Annotated in this window: 14 protein-coding genes and 1 pseudogene; 9 read left to right on the forward strand and 6 right to left on the reverse strand. The window is 65.3% G+C overall.

Annotated elements, in window-relative coordinates; all coding sequences use genetic code 11:
• Nucleotides 1–323: 323 nt before the first annotated feature.
• Nucleotides 324–1,067 carry an SDR family NAD(P)-dependent oxidoreductase gene (locus tag XI09_RS12720; protein WP_271567147.1) on the reverse strand — a complete coding sequence of 248 codons (744 nt, stop codon included), beginning with the start codon at nucleotides 1,065–1,067 and terminating at the stop codon, nucleotides 324–326.
• A gap of 139 nt (nucleotides 1,068–1,206) precedes the next feature.
• Between XI09_RS12720 and XI09_RS12725 the strand changes: the two genes are divergently transcribed.
• The 5 genes and pseudogenes from XI09_RS12725 to XI09_RS12740 all read left to right on the forward strand — a co-directional run bounded on the left by XI09_RS12725 (nucleotide 1,207) and on the right by XI09_RS12740 (nucleotide 7,387).
• Nucleotides 1,207–1,977 (forward strand): methyltransferase domain-containing protein, encoded by a 771-nt coding sequence (locus XI09_RS12725; protein WP_271567148.1) that lies wholly within the window; start codon nucleotides 1,207–1,209, stop codon nucleotides 1,975–1,977.
• A 199-nt stretch (nucleotides 1,978–2,176) separates the two neighbouring features.
• Nucleotides 2,177–3,178 (forward strand): DctP family TRAP transporter solute-binding subunit, encoded by a 1,002-nt coding sequence (locus XI09_RS12730; RefSeq protein WP_271567149.1) that lies wholly within the window; start codon nucleotides 2,177–2,179, stop codon nucleotides 3,176–3,178.
• 304 nt (nucleotides 3,179–3,482) lie between these two features.
• Nucleotides 3,483–3,809: pseudogene (locus XI09_RS45750) on the forward strand (TRAP transporter small permease); the annotation flags it as partial.
• 222 nt (nucleotides 3,810–4,031) lie between these two features.
• Nucleotides 4,032–5,312: a TRAP transporter large permease gene (locus XI09_RS45755; RefSeq protein WP_333939083.1), complete on the forward strand. Its 1,281-nt coding sequence runs from the start codon at nucleotides 4,032–4,034 to the stop codon at nucleotides 5,310–5,312.
• Between the two features lie 131 nt (nucleotides 5,313–5,443).
• Entirely contained in the window at nucleotides 5,444–7,387 is a 1,944-nt protein-coding gene (locus XI09_RS12740; protein ID WP_271567150.1) for an alkyl/aryl-sulfatase, read from the forward strand.
• Nucleotides 7,388–7,496: 109 nt separating this feature from the next.
• Here XI09_RS12740 and XI09_RS12745 read toward each other — a convergent pair whose 3' ends face one another.
• Nucleotides 7,497–8,567, reverse strand: a complete 1,071-nt coding sequence (locus XI09_RS12745) for a glycosyltransferase family 4 protein (RefSeq protein ID WP_271567151.1) — start codon at nucleotides 8,565–8,567, stop codon at nucleotides 7,497–7,499.
• 278 nt (nucleotides 8,568–8,845) lie between these two features.
• Between XI09_RS12745 and XI09_RS12750 the strand changes: the two genes are divergently transcribed.
• Genes XI09_RS12750 through XI09_RS12765 form a run of 4 tightly spaced genes read left to right on the forward strand, consistent with a single transcriptional unit; the run spans nucleotide 8,846 to nucleotide 14,743 of the window.
• Nucleotides 8,846–10,609, forward strand: a complete 1,764-nt coding sequence (locus tag XI09_RS12750; RefSeq protein WP_271567152.1) for an ABC transporter ATP-binding protein — start codon at nucleotides 8,846–8,848, stop codon at nucleotides 10,607–10,609.
• 57 nt (nucleotides 10,610–10,666) lie between these two features.
• Entirely contained in the window at nucleotides 10,667–12,871 is a 2,205-nt protein-coding gene (locus XI09_RS12755) for an amylo-alpha-1,6-glucosidase (protein WP_271567153.1), read from the forward strand.
• A gap of 22 nt (nucleotides 12,872–12,893) precedes the next feature.
• A complete protein-coding gene (locus XI09_RS12760; protein ID WP_271567154.1) occupies nucleotides 12,894–13,427 on the forward strand; it encodes a PRC-barrel domain-containing protein in 534 nt (177 codons plus the stop codon).
• A 23-nt stretch (nucleotides 13,428–13,450) separates the two neighbouring features.
• Nucleotides 13,451–14,743, forward strand: coding sequence for an MFS transporter (locus tag XI09_RS12765; protein ID WP_271567155.1), 1,293 nt, complete (start codon nucleotides 13,451–13,453; stop codon nucleotides 14,741–14,743).
• 63 nt (nucleotides 14,744–14,806) lie between these two features.
• Here XI09_RS12765 and XI09_RS12770 read toward each other — a convergent pair whose 3' ends face one another.
• From XI09_RS12770 to fixL, 4 genes are all read right to left on the reverse strand, one after another.
• Complete coding sequence (locus XI09_RS12770; RefSeq protein WP_271567156.1) at nucleotides 14,807–15,505, reverse strand: helix-turn-helix domain-containing protein; 699 nt, start codon at nucleotides 15,503–15,505, stop codon at nucleotides 14,807–14,809.
• Between the two features lie 186 nt (nucleotides 15,506–15,691).
• The gene (locus XI09_RS12775) at nucleotides 15,692–16,099 is read right to left on the reverse strand and encodes a response regulator (protein WP_271567157.1); all 408 of its coding nucleotides are present in this window, start codon (nucleotides 16,097–16,099) and stop codon (nucleotides 15,692–15,694) included.
• A 43-nt stretch (nucleotides 16,100–16,142) separates the two neighbouring features.
• Complete coding sequence (gene fixJ / locus XI09_RS12780) at nucleotides 16,143–16,760, reverse strand: response regulator FixJ (RefSeq protein ID WP_271567158.1); 618 nt, start codon at nucleotides 16,758–16,760, stop codon at nucleotides 16,143–16,145.
• Entirely contained in the window at nucleotides 16,757–18,280 is a 1,524-nt protein-coding gene (gene fixL, locus XI09_RS12785) for a sensor protein FixL (protein WP_271567159.1), read from the reverse strand. Before fixL ends, fixJ begins: the two co-directional genes overlap by 4 nt.
• Nucleotides 18,281–18,348 lie beyond the last annotated feature (68 nt).

Consider the following 18,348-nt stretch of genomic DNA (forward strand, 5'->3'; position numbering starts at 1 on the left):
CGCACGAACAGGAATGGCAGTGCGCCAAGCCCAGTGGCGAGCGCGGTGAGAATCGCCGCGACGAGAACGGTTGCCATAGCCATTCTAAAAACTGTACCGCCTGGCGCCGCTCGCACCATTGTCTAAGATCAAGTGCGCGGATACGAGTTGGTCATCAATCAGAAGCCGGCCAACGCGCCTGGTATCTCCGTCCCGTTGAGGGTGCCGATGTCGGCTAGTGGCCCCATAGCCGACTCGCCAGAGCGAGCTAACGCTGTCAGCTTCCGGGAGCAGATCGGACACTGCCCGCGTTCGCGACCCGATCGGCTTCAGCAGCCCCCGCCCTAAAACTGATACCTCCGTAACCCCCCATCCACCGGGATCACCGTCCCCGTGATGTACCGCGCTACCGGTGACGCCAAAAATACCGCGAGCGCTGCGAGGTCCTCCGGCTCGCCCCAATAGCCGACCGGGATCTCTTCCTCGGCAAAGCGCTCGCGATAGTCCGGCGGATAGTTGCGGCGGATCTGCTCGCTCATGATGCGGCCGGGCGGGATGCAGTTGATGGTGATGCCGTGCTCGCCGATCTCGCGCGACAGGCCTTTGGCCCAGGCGTGCACGGCGGCCTTTGCCGCGAAGGCGGCGTTCAGCCCTTCCGGCTCGGACTTGCCGGTGATGTTGACGATGCGGCCCCATTTGCGCGCGATCATCTGCGGCAGCAGCGCATGCGCGATGCGGCGGTAGCTGGTGAAATTCAGCGCGATCGCTTCGTCCCATTTGCTGTCGGGCGCATCGACGGGAAGGGGACGGCTGCCGCCGGCATTGTTGACGAGGATGTCGACATGGCCGAGCTCCTTCAGCGCGAAGGCTGCGATCTTCTCTGCCGCGTCCTTGGCCATCACGTCCTGCTCGAACGGCGTGATCAATCCGCCGCCGACCTCCTGCACCAGCTCGGCGAGCAGGTCGGTGCGCCGCGCCACGCCGACCACGCGCACGCCTTCGGCGGCCAGGCCCTTGGCGATGGCGCGGCCGATGCCGACGCTCGCTCCGGTGACGACAGCGGTTTTCGATTTGAGCCCGAGGTCCATGGTCGCACGCTCTCTTGTTTGGTTTCTTGTTGCGGTTCGTTTCCTGCCCGTCCCTGTCAGGACGAATTGCCTGAGCGGGACGAGCAGTGGTAACCAAGAGCCACGTTGAAGGAAACACGAAAAAGAAAAGGCTGAGACGATGGTCTGGGATCCGCAGCAATATCTGAAGTTCTCCGGCCACCGGCTCCGGCCCGCTGTCGACCTCTTGATGCGGATTCCGGATTTTGCGCCGCGCGAGATCGCCGATCTCGGCGCCGGCGCGGGCAACGTCACCAAGCTGATCAGGGAGCGCTGGCCGGATGCGACGGTGACCGGCGTCGAGGGCTCGGCGGAGATGGTTGCCGCCGGCCGCAAGGCGGCGCCGGACGTGCAATGGTCCCATGAAGACCTTGGCCAGTGGCGACCGGCCAAGCGATATGACTTGATCTATTCCAATGCCGCACTGCACTGGCTGCCCAATCATGCGGCACTCTTCCCGTCAGTGATGGAGAAGGTCGTGCCCGGCGGCATGCTCGCGGTGCAGATGCCGCGCAACTTTCTGGCCCCCTCGCATGTGCTGATCGGCGAGACCGCCCTGAACGGACCCTGGCGGCCCAAGGTCGAGCATCTCGTCACCCCGTCGCCGGTCGAGGGGCCGGCCTTCTACCATGATCTTCTTGCGCCGATGTCGGTCAATATCGACATCTGGGAGACCGAATATCTTCAGGTGCTCGAAGGCGAGAACCCGGTGAAGGAATGGACCAAGGGCACCTGGCTGACGCGCTATCTCGACGTGCTGACGGGCGACGAGAAGGCTGCCTTTGAGGCGGCCTACGGGATGCGGGTGGCGAAGGCGTACCCGAAGAATGCGGCGGGGCAGACGCTGTTCCCGTTCCGGCGTCTGTTCATGGTCGCCCAGCGCAAGGGCTGAGTGCATTGCCGCAATGCGACATAAGCGCTCGCTCCCCGATACGAGCGCGGGTGCCGGGTTGCGTCAACGACAGCCGTCAAGATAGCTTGGCTGCGGCAAATTGGGCTTAGGTCTAGTTGTTCGGGTGGCGGATTGCTGCCACTACTGAAATCGGAAAACAAAAAAGACCCGGTTTTAGAGGTTGTTGGGAGGTTACTTCATGCGCAAGCTGCTCCTTGCGGTCGCCGCTGCGGCTGTTCTCATGGCCCCTGCTGTCGCCCAGGCCCAGAGCCCGACCATCATCAAATTCAGCCACGTCGTCGCCAACGACACCCCAAAGGGCAAGGGCGCGCTGAAGTTCAAGGAGCTCGCCGAGAAGTACACCGACGGCAAGGTCAAGGTCGAAGTCTACCCGAACTCCACGCTCTACAAGGACAAGGAGGAGATCGAGGCGCTCCAGCTCGGCTCGGTGCACATGCTCGCGCCCTCGACCGCGAAATTCGCGCCCCTCGGCATCAAGGAGTTCGAGGCGCTCGACTTGCCCTGGCTGTTCAAGGACGACCAGACCTATGCCAACGCGATGAAGGGCACGGTCGGCAAATGGCTGTTCCAGAAGCTCGAGGCCAAGGGTATCACCGGCCTCGCTTATTGGGACAACGGCTTCCACATGGTTTCCTCCAATCGTCCGCTGGTGAAGCCGACGGATTTTCAGGGACTGAAGTTCCGCATCTCGGGATCGAAGGTCGCCGACCAGTATTTCCGCCTGGTCGGCACGATCCCGCAGATCATGGCGTTCTCCGAAGTCTATCAGGCCTTGCAGACGGGCGTGGTCGACGGCTGCGAGAACACGGCGTCGAATTATTGGACGCAGAAATTCTACGAGGTGCAGAAGGACATCACCGTGTCCTATCACGCGCATCTGCAATATGCCGTGATCGTCAACTCGAAATTCTGGTCCGGCCTGCCGCCCGATATCCGCGCCCAGCTCGACAAGGCGATGAACGAGGCGACCGACTACACCAACTCGATCGCGCGCCAGGAGAACGAGGACGCGCTCGCCGAGATCAAGAAGACGGGCAAGACCACGCTGCATTACCTGACCGACGCCGACCGCAAGGCGTGGCAGGAGGCGATGCAGCCGACCTACAAATGGGCGAAGGGCCGGGTCGGGCAGGAGGTGCTCGATCTCATCGCCAAGGAACTCGACGTCAAGATGAACTGACGGCCGCGCCCTGCGAAGAACAATACCGACGGTCGGGGGTGATCGCACTCCCGGCCGTTTCGCTCTTGAATGACGAGCCGATGCTGGGGGGATCAAGTTGCTGCGTGTGCTGAATCGTTTTCTCGATCATCTCGAGGAGTGGCTGATCGCGACGCTCATCGCGGCTGCGACGTCGCTCATCTTCGTCGCCGTGCTGCACCGCTACGGCGCCGGCCTGTCGATCGATATCGCCAAATGGGCGGAAGCCCGCAACCTGGCCTTCCTCGCCGTGCCCGCACGAGCGGCGTTCGTCTGGCTTGCTGCCGTGGACCTGTCCTGGGCGCAAGAGCTCTGCATCTATATGTTCATCTGGATGGCGAAGTTCGGTGCGGCCTATGGCGTGCGCACCGGCATCCATGTCGGCGTCGACGTGCTGGTCAATGTGCTGCCCGGCGGATCGCGCCGCCGCGTCATCACCTTCGGTCTTCTCTGCGGCGCCTTTTTCACGGCCATCGTGTGCTATTTCGGGGCCGCGTTCGTCGGCCAGATGTGGCAGACCGGCCAGCAGTCGAACGATCTCGAAGCGCCGATGTGGATAGTGTATCTCACCATCCCGCTCGGCTCCGGGCTGATGTGCTTCCGCTTCCTCCAGGTCGCCTGGTCCTTCTATCGCACCGGCGAGCTGCCCCATCACGACATGGCCGGCGTCGAGGGCATCGAAGTGGCGGACCCGGTGCATCCGGCCCCGGTGACGCGCAGCCAGGTCGCCCGCGACGAACGCAGCCCGCTCGGCTGGGTCGTGATGTTGTTGCCGGTCCTGATCGTCGCCCTGTGCTTCGCCCATTCGGCTCACGTGATCACGCTGCCGCAGGGCCTGCGCGTCGCCGTGGTTTTCGCCCTTCTGCTGTCGTTGATGCTCACGGGCATGCCGATCTCGATCGCGCTGGGTCTGACCGTGCTCAGCTACATGTTCACGCTGACCGACGTGCGAACGGAATCGGTGGCGCTCAAGCTGTTCACGGGGATCGAGAGCTTCGAGATCATGGCGATCCCGTTCTTCATCCTCGCCGGCAACTTCCTGACCCACGGCGGCGTGGCGCGCCGGATGATCGCGTTCGCGACCGCGCTGGTCGGCCATTGGTACGGCGGTCTCGCGCTCTCGGGCGTGGTCGCGTGCGCGCTGTTCGCCGCGATTTCGGGCTCGTCCCCGGCGACCGTGGTGGCGATCGGCTCGGTGATCCTGCCCGCGATGGTCGCGCAGGGATTTCCGAAGAGGTTCGGCGCGGGCGTGATCACGACATCAGGCTCGCTGGGAATTCTCATTCCTCCCTCGATTCCGATGGTGCTTTTTGCCGTCTCCACCAACAGCTCGGTCGGCAAGCTGTTCATCGCCGGCATCGTGCCGGGGCTTGTGCTGGCCACGCTGCTCGGCGCCACGACGTTCTATCGCGCCTGGCGCAACGATTATCCGCGGATGCCGAAGTCGACCTTCATGGAGCGCTTCGACGCGTTCCGCAAGTCGATCTGGGGCATCCTGCTGATCGTGATCGTGATCGGCGGCATCTACAGCGGTCTGTTCACGCCGACCGAAGCTGCCGCCGTCAGTGCGGTCTACGCCTTCATCGTCGCGGTGTTCATCTACAAGGACCTCAAGCTGCGGGACGTGCCGCGCGTGCTGCTGTCATCGGCGAATCTTTCGGCGATGCTGCTCTACATCATCACCAACGCGGTCCTGTTCTCGTTCCTGATGACCTACGAGAATGTGCCGCAAGCCCTGGCGCAGTGGATGATCGATCAGGGCCTTGGCTGGATCGGCTTCCTCCTCGTCGTCAACCTGCTGCTGCTGCTCGCGGGCAACGTGATGGAGCCGTCCTCGATCATCCTGATCATGGCGCCGATCCTGTTTCCGGTCGCGATCAAGCTCGGCATCGATCCGATCCATTTCGGCATCCTGATGACGGTCAACATGGAGGTCGGGCTGTGCCATCCGCCCGTCGGGCTCAATCTCTACGTCGCTTCCGGCATCGCCAAGATGGGCATCACCGAGCTCACGGTCGCGGTCTGGCCGTGGCTCCTGACGATGCTGGCATTCCTCGTGGTCGTGACCTACTGGCCGGGTCTGTCGCTGTGGCTGCCCAACCTGCTGGGAATGTAGCGGCGCGAGATTGATGGACGCGCTGGCGAGCGCGCGCTGGGATCCCGCGCGCCGGACGGCGGTGCGCGGATGGCAATCCGCAGCCGGATGCGGTTAGATCATCGTCAGCCAATCAGCCGGGAGGACGAGCGATGAGCGAGACCAGCAGCCGTGGGACGGCGGAGACGCCGAAAGACGCAACGCCGTCCGTCATCGCGCTGCAAACGGCGATGCTGAATGCGCTGCCGTTTTCCGACACGCGGGATTTCGACGATGCCGCGCGCGGCTTTCTTGGCACGATCGAGAATGCGGCGATCACCAACCCGCAGGGGCGGACGGTCTGGAGCCTCGAACCTTACGGCTTTCTCTCCACTAAACAGGCGCCGCCCACGGTCAATCCCAGCCTGTGGCGGCAGTCGCGCCTCAACATGCAGCATGGGCTGTTCGAGGTGGTGCCCGGCGTCTATCAGGTGCGCGGGCTCGACATCGCCAACATGACGCTGATCGAGGGCGACAGCGGCGTCATCGTCGTGGACACGCTGACCTCGATCGAAGGCGCGCGCGCCGCGCTCGATCTCTACTTCAGGCACCGCGGCACGAAGCCGGTGGCCGCCGTCATCTTCACCCATACCCACACCGACCATTGGGGCGGCGCGCGCGGCGTGCTGGAGGAGGACGCGCTCGCCACCGGCCGCGTGCCGATCATCGCGCCGAACCTGTTCATGGAGCACGCCGTCTCCGAGAACATCATCGCGGGGCCTGCAATGCTGCGGCGGGCGCAATATCAGTTCGGCCCGTTCCTCGCCAAGGGTGTACGCGGGCAGGTCGATTGCGGGCTCGGCAAGTCGATGGCGGCTGGCTCGGTCGCGCTGCTGCGCCCGACCGACCTGATCATGGTGACCGGCGACAGGCGCGTCATCGACGGTGTCGAATTCGAATTCCAGATGGCGCCGAACAGCGAGGCGCCGGCGGAGATGCACTTCTTCATTCCGCGCTACAAGCTGTTGAACCTCGCGGAAAACTGCACCCACAATTTCCACAATCTGCTGCCGTTCCGCGGCGCCGACGTGCGCGATGCACTGGCCTGGTCGAAGTACCTGGGCGAGGCCCTGCAGCTGTGGGACGGAAAGGCGGAGGCGATGTGCGGCCAGCATCACTGGCCGGTATGGGGCCGCGAGCGCATCGGCACCATGATCCGGCAGCAGCGCGATCTCTACAAGTTCGCGCACGACCAGACCATCCGCCTGATGAACCACGGCCTCACCGCCGCCGAGATCGCCGAAACGATCCAGCTGCCGAAGAGCCTGGAGGGCGCCTGGCACGGCCGCGGCTATTACGGCCACATCCGGCATAATGTGAAGGCGATCTATCAGAAATACCTCGGCTGGTACGACGCCAATCCGGTCAATCTCGATCCGCTGCCGCCGGTGGCCTCGGGCAAGAAGTATGTCGAGTATATGGGCGGCGCCGACGCGATCCTCGCCCGTGCGCGGACGGATTTTGACAAGGGCGAATTCCGCTTCGTCGCGCAGGCGCTCGGCCATCTCGTCTTCGCCGAGCCTGACAATGCGGCGGCACGTCGCCTGCTGGCCGATACGCTGGAGCAGCTCGGCTATGCCGCCGAGAGCGCGACCTGGCGCAATGCCTATCTGTTCGGCGCCCAGGAATTGCGCCAGGGCATGCCGAAGGCCCCGCCGCGCCCGCCAATGCCGCGCGAGACGCTGGCGGCGCTGCGCACCGGGCAGCTCTGGGACGTGCTCGGCATCCGCCTCAACGGCCCGAAGGCGGAAGGAAAGCACATCGTGCTGAACTGGCGCTTCTCCGACACCGGCGAGACCTTCGTGCTCAACCTGGAGAATTCTGCGCTGACCTATACCGAAGGCGTTCAGGCGGAGAATGCCGATGCGAGCTTCACGCTCGCGCGCGCAACGCTCGACGAGGTCATCGCGAAACTGACGAGCTTTCCGGAGGCCGTCGCTGCCGGCAAGATCACGCTATCAGGCAATCCGATGAAGCTCGCCGAGCTGATGGGCCTGATGGACGAATTCCCGCGCATGTTCGAGATCGTGGAGCCGAAGCGGGCGGTGGTGGGGTAGGAGCGCGCAGCCCCCACAGTCGTCATGCCCGGGCTTGTCCCGGGCATCCACGTGCGTCCTCACGCGTGGTGGATGGCCGGGACAAGCCCGGCCATGACGGGCGGTGAAACTACTCCGCGCTGCTCACCAGCTTGATCCGCGGCGCCTGCGCTTCCGTCAGGCTGCGATAGGCCGCGAGATAGTCCAGCGCCATCCGCCGCGCCGTGAACCGCTTTTCGAACTGCTTGCGGATCGCCGCGCGGTCCAGTTGCGGAAGGCGTTTGACGACGCCGGCGGCGCTGATGATGTCCTCGACCACGAAGCCGGTAAGGCCTTCGTCGATGATCTCCGGCACCGAGCCGCGGTTGAAGGCGACGATGGGCGTTCCGCAGGCCATGGCTTCGATCATCACGAGACCGAAGGGCTCGGGCCAGTCGATCGGCAGCAGAAGTCCGAGCGCACCGCTCAGGAACTCCGACTTCTCGTGATCGCTGATCTCGCCGATGAAGTCCACCAGCGGATTGTTCTCGATCATCGGCCGGATCAGCTCGTCGTAATAATCCTGGTCGGCGCGGTCGACCTTGGCCGCGATCTTCAGCGGGATGCCGCAATGGGTCGCGATCTTGATGGCGCGGTCGACGCCCTTTTCCGGCGCGATGCGCCCGAGCACGGCGAGATATTCCTGCCTGGCCGGCTTCGGCGTCAGCAAGTTCTCCGGCAGGCCGTGATGGATCGTCGTCACCCAGTTCGCCTGCGGCACCGGCCGCCGCTGGGCATTCGAGATCGAGATCACCGGCATCTTGGAGAAGATGTTGAACACCGGCTGATGCTCCGGCAGGTCGAGCCGGCCGTGCAGCGTGGTCACGAACGGTGTCGGCTGCCGGTGGAACAGCGACCACGGATAATAATCGAGATGGAAGTGGAGGAAGTCGAACTCCTCGTCGTCACATTTTTGCCGCACGCGCTCCAGCAGCACCATGTGCAGGGCGTTGGGGTCGCGCACGGAACCGTCGAGGCGAAGCGCCCGCGGCCAGAGGGCGTCCAGCTTCGCCGACGTCTGCGAGTCGCCGCTGGCGAACAGCGTCACATCATGTCCCAGGGCCACCAGCTCTTCCGTCAACCAATGCACCACCCGCTCGGTGCCGCCATATAGCTTGGGTGGAACAGCCTCCGTCAACGGAGCTACCTGCGCGATGCGCATCTCACCTTCTCCTCTGCGATCATGAACGTTGAAAAACCCCCGCCTGTACGGCACCGGCTATGCCAGGGAGGGGAACGTTCCCGCACTTGCGAAGTTCCTCTCAACAAACGTTACATATTCGACACATCGCGCGCCTTGTCTCGATGCTGCCATCTCCTCTTCGCAGATCGTCCGCATCCGCATGTCGTGATCGCCTGGCCCGGAACCGGGACGAAGCGGTCGATGTTCAGTCGGCTGGTAGAAAAAAACTGTAATCATCACTACGGGGCGACAGCCACATGGATCATCTTTCTGGATACGCGCGCAGGCCATTTGCCTTTGTCTTGCGCTATCTTCGGCGACGGCTTGCCTCCCACCTGGTGATCCTGACCGCTGTTGTTGCAGCCGTTGCCTGCTCCGTGGGCACGCAGTATGGCGTCAAATCCCTGGTCGACAGTCTGTCGGCGGGAACCGCGCATGGCGGCAGCGTATGGCTGGCATTCATTCTGCTCATGTCGCTGATCGCCGCCGACAACTTCCTGTGGCGGATCGCGAGCTGGACGGCGAGCTTCACGTTCGTCCGCGTCACCGGGGATTTACGCCGCGACATCTTTCGCCATCTGACCGGACATGCGCCGAGCTACTTCTCCGATCGTATGCCTGGCATGCTAACCAGCCGTATCACGGCAACATCGAACGCGGTGTTCACGGTCGAGAACATGTTCGTCTGGAACGTGCTGCCGCCATGCATTGCCACAATTGCGGCAATCGTACTGATTGGAACCGTCAGTCCCTACATGGCGCTCGGCCTGATCATGGTTGCGGGCGGCATGGTGATTGCGATGTTCCATCTGGCCGCGGCCGGCAAGCCGCTGCATGACGACTTCGCCGACAAGGCCGCCGTCGTCGACGGCGAGATGATCGACGTCATCAGCAACATGCCGCTGGTCCGCGCCTTCTGCGGCATCAGCCACGAGCACGAGCGGTTCGATGCGACCGTGAACCGGGAACTCACCGCGCGCGGCCGCAGCCTGCGCTATCTGGAGAAGCTCCGGCTGATTCACGCCGGCGTGACCGTCGTGCTCACCATTGCGCTGATGGCCTGGGCGATCACGCTCTGGCAGGACGGGGAGGCGACCACCGGCGACGTCGTGCTGGTCTGCACCCTCGGCCTGTCCATTCTCAACGCGACGCGCGATCTCGCGGTGGCGCTGGTCGACGTCACCCAGCACGTCGCGCGCCTGACCGAGGCGATCGCCACGCTGCTGATGCCGCACGAATTGCGCGATCACCCCGAGGCCGAGCCGCTGGTCAAGAGCGGCGCCGCGATCGCGTTCAACAACGTCACCTTCGGCTATCCCGGCGGCGAGAAGATCTTCGAGCGGTTCAGCCTGCGGCTCCAGCCGGGCCAGCGCGTCGGCCTGGTTGGCCAGTCCGGCGGCGGCAAATCGACGCTGTTCACGCTGCTGCAGCGCTTCTACGACGTCGACGAAGGCAGCATCACCGTCGACGGCCAGGACATCGCGATGGTGACCCAGCTCAGCCTGCGTGAAGCGATCTCCGTCGTGCCGCAAGACATTTCCTTGTTCCATCGCTCGATCCGCGAGAACATCCGCTACGGCCGGCCGAACGCGACCGACGACGAGGTGCTGCGCGCGGCGATCGCGGCGCGTTGCGATTTCATCGATAGCCTGCCGGAAGGTCTCGACACCATGGTCGGCGACCGCGGCGTCAAGATGTCGGGCGGCCAGCGCCAGCGCATCGCGATCGCACGCGCCTTCCTGAAGGACGCGCCGATCCTGCTGCTGGACGAGGCCACCGCGGCCCTCGACAGCGAATCCGAGGAGGCGATCCGCGAGGCGCTGACGCGCCTGATGCGCGGCCGCACCGTGATCGCGATCGCGCACCGCCTCGCGACGCTGCGCAATTTCGACCGCGTGATCGTGTTGAAGGGTGGTAAGATCATCGAAGACGGCTCGCCCGAGCGTCTGATGCAGGGCCATGGACCCTATCGGGAACTGGTGACGCAGGAAATGAGCCGGCTCGCGCAAGCCGCCGCGTAAACCCGACAGTCGCGTTCGCGTTGGTTGCGTTTCGAAACAGGCGCAGGGGAGCAGCTTATGGCAGCCGAAGTCGTCACCAAGTTCGTCTCTGTGGCGCGGACCGTGGAGCAGGTCGCGGAGCAGCCGTTCTACATCCCGATGACGGGGCCGTCGGCGCGGCCGCGGCGCTCGCTCAAGCACGACGACACCTTCATCGTGCTCGACAGCCATGGCGACATCGGTGCGTCGGCCGGCGGGCCGGACGGCCTGTTCCACCATGACACGCGCTACCTCGCGCGGCTGGAGCTCGTGCTCGACGATCTCCAGCCCCTGCTGCTCGGCTCCAACCTGCGCGACGACAACTCGGCGCTGACCGTCGATCTCACCAATCCCGACATCTACCGCCAGGGCAGCCTCGTGCTGCAAAAGGACCTGCTGCACATCGTGCGCACGATCTTCCTGTGGCGCGGCACCGCCTATCAGCGCATCGGCGTGCAGAACCACGGCGACCGGCGCGCCAGCTTCGAGCTGACGCTGCTGTTCGACAATGACTTTGCCGATCTGTTCGAGGTCCGCGGCGAGCGGCGCCCGCGCCGCGGGACCGGCGCCAGCCGCCTGCTCGGGCCGACCGACGTCCTGTTCGAATATCGCGGCCTCGACGATGTCGAGCGCACCACCGCCCTGCATTTCGACCCGCGTCCGACGCGGCTGTCCGTCAACGCCGCCACCTGGCAGCTCGAGCTGGATCCGCACGAGTCGAAATCGCTGTTCGTGGCCGCGTCCTGCAACCGGCCGGTGGCGGAGAAGCCCGCGCGCTTTTTCAGGGGCCTATTGGCCCACCGCCGCGAGATGCGCCAGTCGACCATGGGCGCGGCCAGCATCGAGACCTCCAACAACATCTTCAACGAGGTGCTGTGCCAGGCCATGGCCGACCTCAACATGCTGATGACGGAGACGCCGCAGGGCCGTTATCCCTACGCCGGCATTCCCTGGTACTCGACGACCTTCGGCCGCGACGGGCTGATCACCGCGCTCCAGATGCTCTGGGTGGATCCGCGGGTCGCCAAGGGCGTGCTGCGGCGGCTGGCGCATTTCCAGGCGAAGGCGATCGATCCGCTCGCCGATGCCGCGCCCGGAAAGATCCTGCACGAGATGCGCGGCGGCGAGATGGCGGCGCTGCGCGAGGTGCCGTTCTTGCAATATTACGGCAGCGTGGATTCGACCGCCTTGTTCGTGCTGCTCGCCGGAAGCTATTTCGAGCGCACCGGTGACGAGGCCACGTTGATCGAGCTGTGGCCCGCGATCGAGGCGGGACTGGCGTGGATCGACGGCCCCGGCGATCCCGATCAGGACGGGTTCGTCGAATATCAGCGCGCGACGGAGAAGGGGCTGGCCAACCAGGGCTGGAAGGATTCCTACGACGCGATCTTCCATGCCGACGGCCGGCTCGCCGAGGGCAATATCGCACTCGCGGAAGTCCAGGGCTACGTCTATGCGGCCAAGCAGCTTGCCGCGCGTTGCGCGCTGCGGCTCGGCAAGCCGGACCGCGTGCGCAAGCTCGAGGCCGAGGCCAAGGCGCTGGCCGAGCGCTTCGAGCAGGCGTTCTGGTGCGAGGAGCTCGGCACCTATGCGCTAGCCCTCGACGGCAACAAGCGGCCCTGCAAGGTGCGGACCTCGAATGCCGGGCAGATCCTGTTCAGCGGCATGATCCGCGAGGACCGCGCCCGTCTCGTCGCCGCCGACCTGATGCGGCCGCATTTCTTCTCGGGCTGGGGCATCCGCACGGTCGCGCAGGGCGAGGTGCGCTACAACCCGATGTCCTATCATGACGGCTCGATCTGGCCGCACGACAACGCGCTGATCGCGCTGGGGCTCGCGCGCTACGGCCTCAAGCATTCGGTGGCGCATGTCTTCAAGGGGCTGTTCGACGCGGCGACCTACATGGATCTGCGGCGGCTGCCCGAATTGTTCTGCGGCTTCCGGCGCGAGAAGCGGCGCGGCCCGACTCTCTATCCGGTCGCCTGCGCGCCGCAGGCCTGGGCCAGCGCGACGCCGTTCACGCTGCTGGAGGCGGCGCTGGGCATCGAGTTCGACGTGGCGCGCGGCGAGATCCGCCTGCGCAATCCGCATCTGCCCGCGTTCTTGAACGAGGTCATCCTGCGCGATCTGCGTCTGGGCGAATCCAGCGTGGACCTGCGCGTCAGCCGCCACGGCGACGACGTGGCGCTGGAGGTGTTGCGCACGCGCGGACAGATCCAGGTGTCGATCGTGCTGGCGCGCTGACGGCGCGCCGCGAGGAGGGTTCATGCGTACCGCCGGATGGTTGGCCTTGAGCGTCGCGATCGTCGCGGGATGGACGGTCGCGGTATCGCGTGCCGCGGAGGAGCAGCCCGCGCCCCCGAGTGCACCCCCGAGCGAAGCCAACGCGCCGGCGACGGCACGGCCGCCGGCCTCGGCGGTGCAAGTCACGCCGAAGGATGCCGCGCCGCCGCCGTCGGTGACCATCATCGGCGCGAGCGATGCGCACGGAGTACTCGGCCGCGACGTGCTCAGCGCGGCGAACGAGGACATGGGCCGCATCGTCGACGTCATCGTCGACCGGAGCGGGCATGTGCGCGCCGCCGTGATCGATTTCGGCGGCTTCCTCGGCGTCGGCAGCCGCAAGATCGTGGTGGACTGGAACGCGATGCGGTTCGGCAAGATCGCCAACAAGAAGGACAGCATCACGCTGGAATTGACCAAGGCGCAGGTCGCGGCCGCGCCGGAATACAAGGAAGACACGCCGATGGTGGTGCTCGGCGCATCCGGGAGCCTGCAACCGCTGCAAGCGATTCAGTGAGGGGCGGGGAGGGATGGCCGCCGGTGCTGTTGTCGAGAACGCCGAACCATGCAGCCGAGGATCGCGCTGGCCGCGTTGAACAGGACAACGTTGCCGTGCCGTCGGCCGCGGGTCTTCCGGCGCCGTCGCGCCGGAGCCTGCGCGGCCTCGACTGGTTCATCTTCTTCCTCGCCGACGTGCAGACCGGCTTCGGCCCCTTCATCGTGGTCTATCTGACGACGGAGAAATGGACGCAGGGCCAGATCGGCCTCGTGCTGTCGATCGGCGGCATCGTCGCCCTGATCGGGCAGATGCCGGGCGGGGCGATCATCGACGCGGCAAAATCCGAGCGGCTGGTCGCCGCCCTTGCCATCGCGACCATCGGCTGCTGCGCGCTCGCCTATGCGGCCATGCCGATCTTCCCCGTTGTCGTGACCGCCGCGACGCTGCACGCGGCCGCGAGCTGCGTGCTGGGCCCGGCGATCGCCGCGATCAGCCTCGGCCTCGTCGGTCCGCTCGTGATCGGTGAGCGGCTCGGCCGCAACGCGCGGTTTGCCTCCCTCGGCAATGGCGTTGCTGCCGCCGTGATGGGCACGGCCGGCTATCTGCTGTCGAGCCGCTCGGTCTTCCTGGTCACGTTCCTGCTCGCGATCCCCACCCTGATCGCGCTGTCGCGCATCCGCGAGGAGGAGGTGGACATCGCGCGCTGCCACGGCGAGATGCCGCGCGGGGCGAAGTATCGCGGCGACACCAATGTCTGGCACCTGATCCGGCAGCGGCCGCTGATCGTCTTCGCGCTCAGTGTGCTGTTGTTGCAGCTGGCAAACGCCACGATGATGCCGCTGATGGCGAGCGCGGTGACGGCGCGGTCGAGCCAGTGGGCGACGGTGCTGGTCGCCTTTTGCATCGTCGTCCCGCAGGCGATCGTGGCGCTGTTGTCGCCAACCGTCGGGCGCAAGGCGCAAGCCTGGGGCCGCAGGCCGCTGCTGCTGATCGGATTCGGCGCGCTGGTGATTCGCGGCCTGCTGTTCGCGACTGTGCGCGATCCATACCTGCTGGTGGTGGTGCAGGTGTTCGACGGCATCACGGCGGCGGTGTTCGCGGTGATGATTCCGCTGATCGTCGCCGACGTCGCCTTCGGCAGCGGTCACTTCAATCTGGCGCAGGGCATCGTCGGCACCGCGACCGGTATCGGTGCGTCGCTGAGCACGGCGCTCGGCGGTTATGTCAGCGACAAGTTCGGCAACGCCACCGCCTTCATCGGCCTGTCCGGCGTTGCTGCGACGGGGCTCCTGCTGATCCTCCTCGTGATGCCGGAGACCCGGCGCACGCTCTGAGCCACAAAAGAAATGGCCGGCCGAAACGGGTTCGGCCGGCCAAGTGGATGGGGAGGAAGAAGATCAGGCGTCGAGATTGTGCAGGCGCTGGCGGTTGCGCAGCACGATCTGGCGGGCGCCGGAGAAGCCGAGAATGCCCTGGGAGTGAAGCTGCGACAGCGCGCGCGACACGGTTTCGAGGGTGAGGCCGAGATAGTCGCCGATGTCGCGGCGGCACATCGGCAGCGCCATCATGCCGGCGACGGCGAGGCGGCGGTCCATTTCGAGCAGGAAGGTCGCGACGCGCTCCATCGCGGTCTTGCGGCCCAGCAGCAGCATATGGTCCTCGGCGTGGCGAAGCTCGCCGGCGGTCATCGCCCAGAGCTTGCGGGCGACCTGCACGTCGATGCCGGCGGCCTTCTCGAGGCTGGAGCGCTTCACGAGGCGCACGCTGGTGTCGATGATGGCTTCAGCGGCAAGACGGTGGGTGGCGCCAGATTCGAGGCCGAACACGTCGCCGGGAAGATGGAAGGCGCCGATCTGGCGGCGGCCGTCGGAGAGAAGCTTGTAGCTGCGCACGGCGCCGGTGACGACCTGGTAGACATATTCGGCCGGCTCGTCCTCGCCATAGATCTCCTCGTCCTTGCGGTAGGAGAACTCGGTGGCGACGAGGCCGACGTGGCCCGTGATCGCACCGAACTGGTCGGAGACGGGATGGGCGGGGGCAATCTTGCCACCGATTTGGGTGTTGATCGCCTGGGTCTTGAGTGTCTGCGTCAGCATCTGCGCCATCTCCGTTGTGATGGCGCATTGGTACGCGGTATCGGGAGGTTCGAAAATTTCGAGCGATATCTTAAGGGGGTCTACCTACGTAGAACCCCGTAGGTCAGAGCAGGATCCGGACCCGAAGGGCCGCGTTAGCGCAAAGTGTGTAGCGGTTTTCCGAAAAGATCATGCTCAAACAATTAATTACCCCCGCCGGTCCTGAATGGCGCGGCGGATGCGCTTGAGCAGGTTTTCGTCGAGAAGCGGCTTCAAAACCACGTCTTTTACGCCCGCTGCGGCGGCCCGGGTCGAGATGTTCTCGTCCGGATAGCCGGTGATCAGGATGACGGGCGTGTCGCCGTCGGATTTGCGCAGGCGGCCGGCGAGCTCGATTCCGTTGATGTCGGGCATCTTGTAGTCGATCACGTAGCAGTCGGGCGCGCCGCTGGCATTGAGCAGCGCCGTGCCGCTCCTGAAGGTCCGCACGGCAAAGCCGTCGGTTTCCAGCAGGAACCGCAGGGATCCCAGGACAGCGGCATCATCATCGACCACAAAGACGGTGGGTTTTGCGGGGGACGGCAGCCGCTCATGGTGCGAGCCGATCTCAATCATCGTGCTTGGCTAGCACACCGCCGGGGAAGGGCCTTGACCTGTCTCAATCGTTGAGCATGCCGGCGCGCATCGCCAGGCGGACCAGCTCCGAAAGGCTGTTGGCCTGCATCTTGGTCATGACGTTGGCCCGGTACACCTCGATGGTGCGTGGGCTGATGTCGTATTCGCGCGCGATCAGCTTGTTGGAAAGGCCGGCGATCAGCCCTTCCATGACCTGACGCTCCCTGGGGCTCAAGGAGGCGACGCGGGCGGCGATATCCTGTGCGACGGACTCGCTTCTGGCGGCCGGCTCGGCCTGGCGGATCGCCGATTCGATCATCGCGGTGAGACGGTCGTCCTCGAACGGCTTTTCCAGGAAGTCGACCGCGCCGAGCTTCATCGCCTCGACCGCGAGCGGCACGTCGCCGTGACCGGTCATGATCAGGATCGGGAACGGGCTCTGCTGCGCCTTCATCCGCTTCAACAGCTCGATCCCGTCGAGGCCCGGCATGCGCACGTCGGAGACGACGCAGCCGAAGGTGAGGCCGGGCAGGGCGTCGAGAAAGGCCTGTGCGTCGTCAAACAGCGTGACGCCGAAGCCGGCGGAATCCAGCAGGAAGTTCAGCGAGTCCCGCATCGCCGGATCGTCGTCGATGACGTAGATATGTCCCTTGGTCGTCATGCATCGCTCTCATCGGCTGCCGGGAGTGTGAAGCGGAATGTCGCTCCGCCCGATGCGTTGCTCTCGGCCCACATGCGCCCGCCGTGAGCTTCGATGATCGAGCGGCTGATGGACAGTCCCACGCCCATGCCGGTGTCCTTGGTGGTGAAGAAAGTTTGAAACAGGTTCGGAATGACGTCGTCCTGGAAACCGGTGCCGGTGTCGGACACTTCGACCTCGATCATGTCGTCGGCGACGGGGGTGTTGGTGACGACGAGCTCGCGCCGCGGCGACTGAGCCATCGCTTCCAGCGCGTTGCGGAACAGGTTGACCAGGACTTGCTGGATCTGCACCCGGTCGGCGAGAACGAGATCGGCCGCCGGATCGAGACTGAAGCGGAGCTGCACGTTCTGCTCGCGCGCACCGGCGAGCCCGAGCGCGCCGGCCTCCTCGATCAGCTTGGACAGGCTCTCGACCCGCTTCTCCGATTCGCCGCGGGCGACGAAGTCGCGCAAGCGCCGGATGATCTGGCCGGCGCGCAGCGCCTGCTCGGCGGCACGGTCCAGCGCGCTTTCGATCTTCGGCGTGTTCGGATCAACGCTGCCGGCAAGCAGCCGCCGCGAGCCCTTCATGTAGTTGCTGATCGCCGCCAGCGGCTGGTTGAGCTCGTGGGCGAGTGCGGATGCCATTTCGCCCATGGCGCTCAGCCGCGAGACATGGACGAGCTCGGATTGTAGCTCCTGGAGCCGCGCCTGGGTCTGCTGGTGCTCGGTGAGGTCGCGCACGAAGCCGGTGAAATAGGGCTCGCCGCCGGACTGCATCTCGCCGATCGACAGGTGCATCGGGAAGGTGGTGCCGTCGCGGCGCTTGCCGGTCACGATGCGCCCGATGCCGATGATGTGGGGATCGCTCGTGGTGCGGTAGCGCGAAATGTAGCTGTCGTGCCGGGAGCGGTCGGGCTCCGGCATCAGGATGCTGACGTTCTGGCCGATCGCCTCCATCTCGGACCAGCCGAACAGGCGCTCGGCGGCCGTGCTGAACAGCTGGATGATGCCGTGGCCGTCGATGACGATCATGGCGTCGGGAATCGTGTGGAGGATCGAGCGGAGGTGGGTCTCGCGGGTACGGAGCGCTCCCTCGACCTGCTTTTCCTCGTCGATATCGAGAAAGATGCCGCTGAGATGGCGGGCGGTGCCGGCTTCGTCCCGAATGAGTCCCGCCCGGGCGCGAATCCACTGTCCTCCGTTGGAGGCGCCGGCGACCCTGAAGGACACGTCGAAGCCGCCACCGCGTTCGGAGACGCGCTTGATCGCGCTTTCCACGCGCTCGCGGTCCTCGGGCCTGAGGCGTGACAGGAAGAGGTCATAGCTGGCCGGCTGATCCTGCACGATCCCGAGCAGGGTTCGCGCGGTATCCGACCAGTCGAGCGCCCGGGTCTCGAGGTCGAGATCCCAGGTGCCGACACCGAATCCCTCGATCCGGACCCGGAAATGCTCGCCTCGGCCGTCATCCGGCGGATGCGTTACGCGGGTCGGCGCCAAGGTGTCACTCCCATTCTCGTGCCGCGAGCCGGGTGCCGCAACCACGACGGTAATTTCGCCTAAGCCCG

This window comes from Bradyrhizobium sp. CCBAU 11386 (assembly GCF_028128955.1).
Lineage (GTDB): Bacteria > Pseudomonadota > Alphaproteobacteria > Rhizobiales > Xanthobacteraceae > Bradyrhizobium.